This is a genomic window from Lysinibacillus sp. UBA6686 (genome assembly GCF_002455205.1).
GTDB classification, from domain to species: Bacteria; Bacillota; Bacilli; order Bacillales_A; family Planococcaceae; genus Lysinibacillus; species Lysinibacillus pakistanensis.
In genome coordinates this window covers 37,856-48,092 of the sequence record NZ_DKJS01000040.1, presented here as the reverse complement: position 1 = coordinate 48,092, position 10,237 = coordinate 37,856, and the positions used below count along the sequence as shown (strand labels likewise).

Annotated in this window: 3 protein-coding genes and 1 riboswitch; all 3 genes read right to left on the bottom strand. The window is 38.9% G+C overall.

Going from position 1 to position 10,237, the window contains the following annotated elements; all coding sequences use genetic code 11:
- Positions 1–381: 381 nt before the first annotated feature.
- Positions 382–1,707, bottom strand: coding sequence for an NCS2 family permease (locus B2R82_RS10205; RefSeq protein WP_286924745.1), 1,326 nt, complete (start codon positions 1,705–1,707; stop codon positions 382–384).
- A gap of 132 nt (positions 1,708–1,839) precedes the next feature.
- Positions 1,840–1,941, bottom strand: a riboswitch (purine riboswitch).
- Positions 1,942–2,191: 250 nt separating this feature from the next.
- A complete protein-coding gene (locus B2R82_RS10200) occupies positions 2,192–2,959 on the bottom strand; it encodes a class B sortase (protein ID WP_286924744.1) in 768 nt (255 codons plus the stop codon).
- 21 nt (positions 2,960–2,980) lie between these two features.
- Complete coding sequence (locus tag B2R82_RS10195; protein WP_286924743.1) at positions 2,981–9,625, bottom strand: DUF7601 domain-containing protein; 6,645 nt, start codon at positions 9,623–9,625, stop codon at positions 2,981–2,983.
- Positions 9,626–10,237 lie beyond the last annotated feature (612 nt).

Sequence of the window (10,237 nt, the reverse complement as noted above, 5' to 3'; positions counted from 1 at the left end):
GTTTCGTTCACTAGCAAAAGCTAGCTACTGAAAACTATATTGATTATGTTTTGCTAGTTCAGTTTTCAAGGTTCATTAACTCGTCACATTTAAGTGACTTTCTACACTTTAACACAGTGTTGACTCTATGTCAACTGTTTGTGTTAATATTTTTCAAGATTGTCGTTTGCTTTTGTAACAACGTTTTAAAATATATCATTAATCTTCTAGTAATGCAACTGTATTTAAAAAGAAAAATAATTCTGTGAAGTTTAATAGCTAAATAAATTAAATTACTTCCTATATATACATCTTTAAAATGAATAGTAATCAATTAACTAAATCAATAAAAAAACTGTTCACAAATATGGTTAAAACCAAAATTTACGAACAGTCCTTTGTTTATAAAGTTGCTAAATACAATAAGAAGATGACCGCAAACACATACATAATCGGATTTACTTCTTTTGCTTTTCCTTTAATAATCATTGTTAATGGATAGAAGATGAAGCCTACTGCAATACCTGTTGCGATTGAGTAAGTTAGTGGCATCATTATCATTGTTAAAAATGACGGTACAGCAATTTCAAAACGATTCCAAGCAATTTGACCTAAAGAAGCAACCATTAGGACTCCAACTATAATTAATGCGGGAGCAGTAACAGCTGAAGTAATAACTCCTAACAATGGAGAGATGAAGAGTGCTAATAGGAATAAACATCCCGTCACAATTGAAGCAAAACCTGAACGTGCACCGGCTGCTACACCTGAAGAGGATTCTACATAAGATGTGATTGTAGATGTACCAAAAATGGAACCTACAATCGTTGCAATTGAATCAGAAATTAAAGCTTTACCAGCACGGGGTAAACGATTATCTTTCACTAATCCCGCTTGGTTCGCAACTGCCATTAATGTTCCTGCATTATCAAAGAAGTCAACAAATAAGAAAGTTAAAATTACGGACAGCATAGATAATGTATAGAAGCTTGGATCAGAAAAGGCACTGAATAATGCACCGAATGTTGGTGAAATACTAGGTGGTGCTGAAAAAACTTTTTCTGGTAACCCAACTTGTCCAGTAATCATACCTACAATTGAAGTAATTACCATACCATAGAATACGCCGCCTTTAATTCCACGCACCATCAGAATAACTGTAACAATAATGCCAAAAATCGCTAGTAATACCTGGGGATCACGTAAATTACCAATACCAACTAATGTCGCATCATTATTAACAATAATCTTCGCATTTTGCATTCCGATAAATGCAATGAATAAACCAATACCAGCACCTACCGCCAATTTTAATTCCATAGGGATAGCATTAATTAATTTTTCTCGTAAACCTGTTAATGTTAATAATAAGAAGAAAACACCTGAAATAAATACTGCTGCTAAAGCATGTTGCCATGGGCTACCATTAACTAGTACCACTGTATAAGCAAAAAATGCATTAAGCCCTAAACCAGGCGCTAAAGCCAAAGGATACTTCGCTAAGAGCCCCATAATAAAACAACCAATTGCTGCTGACACAGCAGTTGCAACAAATACTGCCCCATAATCCATACGTAAAGCATCTGGTAAATTCTTCACATCTGCTAATGTCAATGTTAATGGGTTTACTACTAAAATGTAAGCCATTGCTAAGAACGTTGTGAAGCCACCAAGAAATTCCCGACGATAATTCGTTCCTAATTCATCGAACATGAAATATTTTTTCATTTGAAAGAAATCCTCCGTTGGTCGTCTTCAATATCGAAAACAAAAAAAGACACACTGACTATTCTACTACTAGTCGCATGTCTACGATATTTCATCACCTGTATTGTGTGAAAGATTTAGTGTCTATACATTCGTATATATAACTAAAATCGTAGTCAAGTTATTTACGGTAACTTGGTAGAAACTCACGGGCCTTATTCCCGACATTATACGACGACTTATTTAATTTACAATCGTAATATATCATTTCATTTTTCAGATTTCAACCCTATTTCCGAACATTTTTTATAAAAAAAATACGAAAGTTCGGGTAAAATACTTAATTAATGTTCATGTTTTATTCATTAAACATATTTTAGACTAATTGCTTATTAACTAATAAAAACTCTAGAATCCCTTCTAAGATTCTAGAGTTTCGTTATTCATAATTTCAACTCGTTATGAAATTAATACAATATAATTAATTTTAAGGTTTTCCCCATCGTCAACTTCGCTTTCGAGCGACCACTGCTAACCGACTATTCTCGTTAGAATATTCACATGTCGACAGAACAATAAGTTTGTCACCATATTGCGCTGTCACCCCAGTGTTATAAAGCGCGAGTTGTTCAATATTCTGAACATATGAGTCAAACTCGATGGGTGTTTCTATATGCTCTATCTGATAGTATTTAAAAACGTCATCCGTTTTGTTGTATACCTTCGAGAGAATAACAGCAACGATTTCATACTCTTCCTGTTCATAAAGCGTAGTGAATTGTATTGTTGTATGCTCCTTATAGTAGCTTTCCTTCTTATACTTCACCAAATCTGCAAACATTGCCCCACTTTTCATATGATGTCCGTGAATGAGTAAAATATTTGAATCATCTATATGGCTGTATTCATCCAAAAAAGGGAGTCCATTTTTGTTTTTCTCTTTATCAAAGCCATGATTGAGATAGTACTGTGGATCTTGTTGATTTTGCATTATCGGGTAATCAATTCGGGTGCCATCTATTTTCAGCCACCCGACGATATCCGAATTTTGATTGTAAAGTTCTTGAAATTCAGGAAGCATAACATTAGGGATATAAGATGAGGTTGCTTCTACAACCTCATCTTTATCATTTTCTTTATATCGTATTTCTGCCAGCACTTTTATTTGTTGATTTTCTGCATAATCCTGTAAATAACTTCTACCAAGAGAGACTAGTGAATAAACGAGCAAAGTTGTGAAAAAGGCAATAAGAATTTTTTTTATTTTGCTCATTTCCTTACACCTTTCTCTTTACTAAATATGATTTTTCTTCTTGTTTCCAAACAAGAGGATTCCTAGCATTATTAAAGACATAAGCGCCAAAGCCATATAGAAAATTGGTGGCATACTATTATCACCTGTTTTTGGAACATTATCTAGTTTGTTTTCTTTGCTTGCTCCGCTATTATTGTTGTGTTTGTTACTGTCTTCAGATTTACTGTTTCTATTTGGTTCAGTTTTGTCTTCAGAAACTTCGGAATTACTTCCAAAACCAGAGTTATTTCCAGAGTCTCCCGGATTTCCTACAGAGCTTGGGTTGCTTCCAGAGTCTCCCGGATTTCCTCCAGAGCCTGGGTTGCTTCCAGAGTCTCCCGGATTACCTCCAGGGCCTGGGTTGTTTCCTGATTCTCCTGGATTTCCTCCAGGGCTTGGGTTGCTTCCAGAGTCTCCCGGATTTCCTACAGAGCTTGGGTTGCTTCCAGAGTCTCCCGGATTTCCTCCAGAGCCTGGGTTGCTTCCAGAGTCTCTCGGATTTCCTCCAGGGCCTGGGTTGTTTCCTGATTCTCCTGGATTTCCTCCAGGGCCTGGGTTGCTTCCAGAGTCTCCTGGATTTCCTCCAGGGCCTGGGTTACCTTCTCCAGAGCTAACTGGTTTCATCGGTACATTGAATTGTACAATGTCCAATTCAACAGAAATTGTTGGGCTTGTAAATGTTTCATATCCGTCTTTCGTTACAACTAAATAGTAATCCGCTTCTGGGAATACCATATATGCATAGAGACCGTTTGCATCACTATTCTGACTTGGGCTAGCGTTATCATTTGGTGCAAAGCCTGGAATCTTAGGCAATACTACTTTTGTACCTGGAGTGATTCCTTTAGCTATGTTTCTAGGTGTATTTGTATAGTACAACGTCACAGTAGCTCCCTCAATTGGTGCTTTTGTATTTTTGTCATACACAGTTCCATATGGATCAACTAACTCTTGGGAGATATTAAGTTCGCCATTAGCTGTTACTTTAAGCACTTTACCCTTAGCAATCGTCAATTCTTTACCAGGTTCAAATTCATATCGTACTTCCATCGTGTAATTACCTGTAGTTAAACCATCTGCTAAAAAAGTACCGTTGCTATCTAACGGGAATGCTTTGGGAGCACCATTCTCTAAGATATAGTTGCCAGATGCATCCTTTAAATAAATGTGCAATTTACCAGAAAACGCACCATTTAACAGTGCAGTTTTGCCATCAGGCTGCTTAAATAGCACGATACCTACGGCAGTGATTTCTGCCGGAATTAGGTTACCCTCTATCGTAGGGTTATTGTCCTCAATGAATGCCTTTTGTGTGAATGGAATAGGCGTTTGTACCCCACCAATATCGACCATTCGAGTATAAGTAATTGTATACTCTTCATCTTGTTGAACTGGATGGTAGTACTTCCCTTCCGAATCTGTAGTGATAGTGTGCACTTCACCAGTCTTAACGTTCTTTACCGTAATGGCTACATTAGGAATCACTAATCCAGTTTCATTGTCTCGTAGAACACCAGTGAGTGCTGCTGGCATTGTAATTACAATTGCCTTATCCTCGTTATATGGTACACCTGATGGACTAGTAGCTGTGGTAGCCGCAGTGATTTCGTGCTCCTTAGATGTTGTTTCAGTTAACTTTGGCGGTGTATAGGAAATTTTAGCCTTCCCATCTTTATTAGTAATCGCCTTCCCAATTACTGTACCATCCTCATGTTTGAACACAATTTCCTCGCCCTCTATTGGCTTGCCATCCATCCCTGTAAGTGTAGCAGTCAACTCTGTAGGTGTCTTACCATCTCCACGTACCTTCTGTATTTTTGGCTCTAAAGCCAAAGTACCTGGAAGATACCTAGCATTCTCGAATGGTGCTTCAGCGATTTTGTTCGCCTCAATAGTGCCTGTATACTCTAGGCCCGTTGGTTCTGTTGTATAACCGCCCTCAGTATAATCCACTTGTGTTACAACATATCCAGTGCCCTTTAAGATACCTTCAATAATAACTGTCTGTTCGTGCTCGAGATGGAACTTGTCTCCTGATTGGATTGTCCCTGTAGTACCGTCAGACTTCGTAAAACTATAAGTCTTGTTTGCACCTTCTCCCGTGAAGATGACTGTATACTCGAATTTCTTGTTTGTATCACTGCCGTTGCCAGTTACTATATTACTAACACGTAGACCACCTGGTAAATCTCTATGATTAGCAAACTTAGCTTCGGTCGTTTTCCCCTCTTCGATGCCGCCTGAATATGTCAACTCCTCTGGGTTAGTAACATATTCATCGTTAGTGTAATCAGTTTGCTTGACAATGTAAGTAAGTCCCATAGGTAGATTATTAACAGTGATTGTCTCATTATGTTTCAGTGTGATAGTATCACCGGATTTAATTGTCCCTGTAGTTCCATCAGACCTTATATAGATATATGTTTTGTCCGCATCTTCTCCAGCGAGGGTGATTGTATACTCAAATTCCTTATTTATATCTCCACCGCTTCCAGTCACTGTATTACCAATTAGCAGACTGCCGTATATCGTCCGAGTGTTGACAAATTTCAGCTCTGTGATGACTTTCTTTTCAATTGCTCCATTATAAACTAGAATTTCTGGCTCTGTCGTATAGCCATCACCCTCATAGCTCTCTTGGGTAACAGTATAAGTAAGACCGTCAATTAATTTAGCGAATGTAATGACCTCACCATGTTTCAGAACGATAGATTCTCCGCTCTTTATAGTAGCTTCTATTCCATTCTTTACATATTTATAGGTAGCGTCCTTGTCTTCCCCACCGAAGGTAATAGTGTAATTAAACAGCTTGTCCTTATCGCCACCATTGCCTTTCACAGTATTATTGATAGTTAGACCTCCTGTATCAGGTGTTGGTACTACCAGTGGATTATCAGTAGTTACTTTTACACCGTCTACCCAGATAGGCTTCCCTGGCGTATTTCCTACATATACTTGATAAATTCTTGTAGTTGGTAGCCAAGTATTTGTATCAATATAAGTTTCCTTTAATTCATAATACCCCGGATCTGGGAATAGTAGATTAAGCTTCCCTCCACTATCTGTTGTTCCTTTTGCAACTTCCGTTCCATCGCCTTTTTTATACAGCGTAAACTGTACTCCTTGCAACGGCTTTCCGTCAGGATCAACCTTTTTCAATGGTAATAAAGCATTGGAACTAGAACTGCCAGCTACGTCTGAGCTATCTAACGTGCTCTCGCTTTTTGCACTGATAGATTCCAACTTATCATTGCCCGCTAGCTTTACCTCATTGCCCATTTTGTCTCCAGCTTTCGCTTTAGATGAATCAATCTCTGTTTGGTACACAAACTGGTAAAACTTATTTGGGTCGTTCATTTTGAATTTTAGAATTGTGGTGCCACCTGTCCCTGGCGAAGCTTCTATTTGAACTTCAGCATTTGGGTCGCTTAGGTCGAGTGCTGCACCCTCTTTTTCCAGAGCACCACTAGCAGTCAGTTTAGCACGATATACTGCCATACTAGGTGCCGTCAGCACAAGCTTTCCGTCAACATCATAACGCAGGTTCATGTTTGCACCTAAAGTATCCTGCAAATAAACACCCTGCTCCATATTAAATGGTGGTGTATAGTTCACTGTCCATTCTAGCACCCCTGGAACTGGCTTAGTTACCGATTTCCTTAATGTTTGAATAGGTACAATAATCTTACGTTGTTCAGTGATAACCTTTTCCTCTCCACCCCATGTCATGTGAAGGTCAGCTTTATTATATAGCACCTGCTTGTTTGTGCCGCTTGTAGTGTATTCTTCTAAATATTTCTCTAATGCAGCATTGGATGGCCTTGCTTTCACCAAAATAACATAAGGACTTTCTAATTTACTGAAGGTGAACGTTCCCACGTTTCCACTATGAGAAAAGCTTACCACATGAGCATTCGTGCCCGGTTCAATAAGTGTTTTGGCATCGTTTCTAATACCGTATTCGGTACCACCACTATTGTCCGAATAACCTTTCCAAAGCTCAAAATCTTTCCCCTCAGAAAACGGCACGAATTCCCAGCCCTCAGGCAGTGTATCGATTAGCTTAATGTTACTGATTACCCGGCTACCGCCATCCTTAGCCATTTCTTCTGTATTGTATCCTGGCATATTCACCCCTAAGCGGAATGTAACAGTCTTGGTTGTCCTGTCATAGCCAGAAATTGTCCATGCTTCATTGCTATCGTTTCTAATGTAGCTGCTAACGTTATTTGGGTTAACATTCTCAGGTGTACCATCTGCCTTTAATGGTTTCGACGCAAAAAGCATATCCTTATTCAGCATGCGCACATGTAGATTAACCGTATTTTGTGCTGATTTTACGACTTCGCCATCAAATAACAAAGCTCGATTCCATTTTGCTTTCCCTGTATTAATATCCTGCTTAAATAGGAAATTCGGATTTGTCTCAAGTGCACGGAAGCTGAAGGAAGCAGCTTGATCAGTAGTATATCCGGTCACTTTGATTAAATCAGCCACCACTTCACCGTTCACTGTCAAAGGAAGAGCCTTTAAAATCAAGCCATTTGTGCTTTTGAGAGTACCTTCGTGATATTGCTTCCAAAGCTGAGCATCATTAATATTCGTTTTGATTTTCGCAATGGTTTCTGCACTCACTTCTCCAGTTGCATCCACAGCATTATTCAAGACGTTCAAATCTCCACCATGCACTAGGACATCATATACAGCAGCATCTGGCAAGGCATATTGTGGTTTTAGATTAACTGTCCATGTAATACCGCCAAGGTTGAAATCCTCCATCGAGATAGAGCCACTTTTTGTAAAAGAATGCGCACCAATAGTAACCATTGCCTCATCAGTTACTGCGACAGGTCTTATACCGCTCATTACATCATTGTTCTGTATGCCATCAGGAGTATCCAAATTCCAGTTAGCGCGTGGGTCGATTCTGAAATCAGAGCCACTTGTTACTTTACTTTTAATCACTAGTTCCACTTTTCCATTAATATTTCCAAAGGAATAAACGCTGTTCTCATCTGGTGTAATTGGTGTTTTATCAGATGCAGTACCATCTTCCCATGTTTGCCATGTTGCTGACTCAAACTTCAGCCCAGTAGGTAGTACATTTGTGATTGTAAAGTCCTTTAACCCTTTTTTGTTATAGTGATTAACTGCGACTGTCCAAGTGATTGTTTCACTATCATGGTTATATGAGGCGCTGGCTTGAATCCAGTCTGGTGCAAAAGAAATCTCTTGACTTGCCTCTACCAACTTAACATCGTCCTGTTTTAGTTGTACTTTACCTTGCATATCTCGATAGCTACGACCAAGATTACCTGGTGGATTTTTGTGTTCGTAATAGTAGCCTTCTTTGGGAATCCATGTTTTATACTCGACCTTAGGATCTACGCCTGTTCCCAGTGGGAAAGTGTATGTCAACGATCCGTCTGCTCCGATATCTGGAGTTACGTTTTGGCCGTTTACTTTGAAGGAATTCTCCATATAGATACCGCGGACATTTCCAAAGCCAGTATTATATGATGCAGGATCCGTAAAAAATGTCTTCCCATCTAACGGGAGTTTGATTGTCGGATCAAACTGATCGGTAGCAGATACAGTTGATTCCCATGTAATTGCTCCCTCAACAAATTGTGCAGCTTGAATTCCGCGATAACTATACTGATCCCACCTAATCATTCCAGGCGAACTTAATGTAATACGATACGCTGCCGCAACATCTGGATTGCTTAACTGGTAAGCAGACCCAAAGATGTTGATTGGCTTTGTTTCACCATACTCCATTCCTGTTACATCGGCATCGGCAGTTGTTTCAAAGCTGAAGACAATATCTCGTCCGACACCGTTGAAAAAGTTGTCATCACCGTTAAATACAATTTTGATGCTGTTCGGAGTGAAATAAGCGGTACCAAGCGGTTTCATACCTGACTCAGTCTGTGCATTCAAGACTTTAGTAGCTGTTGGTATGACTACTTCCTTGAAGTAGTCTTCTCTGTTCAGCTCAATCCAGTCGCCTTTCTGAATGTATTTTTCAGGATCTGCATTAGTCGGATTTAGGTCATCACCATTCACTGGCACCCTAAGGCCTTCCGATTTAATCGTAAATTGTTGTCTGCCCCGAATAGTTCCATTTGAATCAATAACAGCATCCCCCTGCTTCACCTCCAGCGGAAAAGTTGAATTAGCTTCCATAAGCACCGCTGTTTTATCTGCAGGCGCTCCATTGATCAGTGGTCCAACAACTGCTGGTACGTCAGATACTGTTTTCGTTTCCGATGGATCTGTCTCAACTTCATCGTCTGAACCTTCTGGCTTATTAGTATCGACTGATTCACCTTCATTGCCTGTTGTTTTATCAGTATCGACTAATTCACCTTCATTACCTGTTGTTTTATCAGTATCGACTGATTCCTCTTCATTGCTCGTCGTTTTGTCAGTGTCTGCCAATTGACCTTCGGTGGCTGTTGATTTATCAGTATCAACCGATTCGCCTTCGTTTCCTGCTTCCTTACCCGTATCGACTATTTCGCTTTCTACAGGGCTTGTCGAATCTTCTGCATATGCAGGAACTGCGAATGTCAATGTTTGCAAAATAAGCATCACTACAAGCAAAAATGAAAGCACTGACAAACTTCGTTTTCGTTTCATGCCAAAAATACCCTCCTTTTTCCTTATATTTCTTGTCGACCGTATGGTAATCTACCTTTGAGCAATCCCGACTAATGAACTAGCGCGAAGCCATACATCGACACTTAGCACATACAGTCTATGCCAAGCTGATACAGTGTATCTAGTTAAATTTATCATTAGGAGTTGAACAAAAACTGAACATTTTCGGCAATAACTTAAATCGTATTTTTTGTATATAAACAATAAAATTAATAAATTTTTCAAAAACGAAACAGGAATTTCGGACTATTTCAAGCCATAAATATCTCTCTCAAAAATCTATAGACCCAAATTTCAAAATTTCAAAAATTATTGGAGAAAAATATCGATAAAGCTAAAGTAGAAAAGTATAGAAGATTAGCAAAAATCGAATGACACATATTTAAATCCTCCCTTTTTACTTTTCAAAACTTTAAAACAATCTTGAATAGGGGCAATGAAACTATAAACATCTCTAAACTTAATTCGCAACCTAGCTTCGAAACGGATTGTAGGCATCACGGTACGATACGATCCGTGATTTTTAGAAGGATTAGTCAGTCGCGGTCATCAAATTACTTTGTTTACTGTGTGAACGAGGAATTACACAAA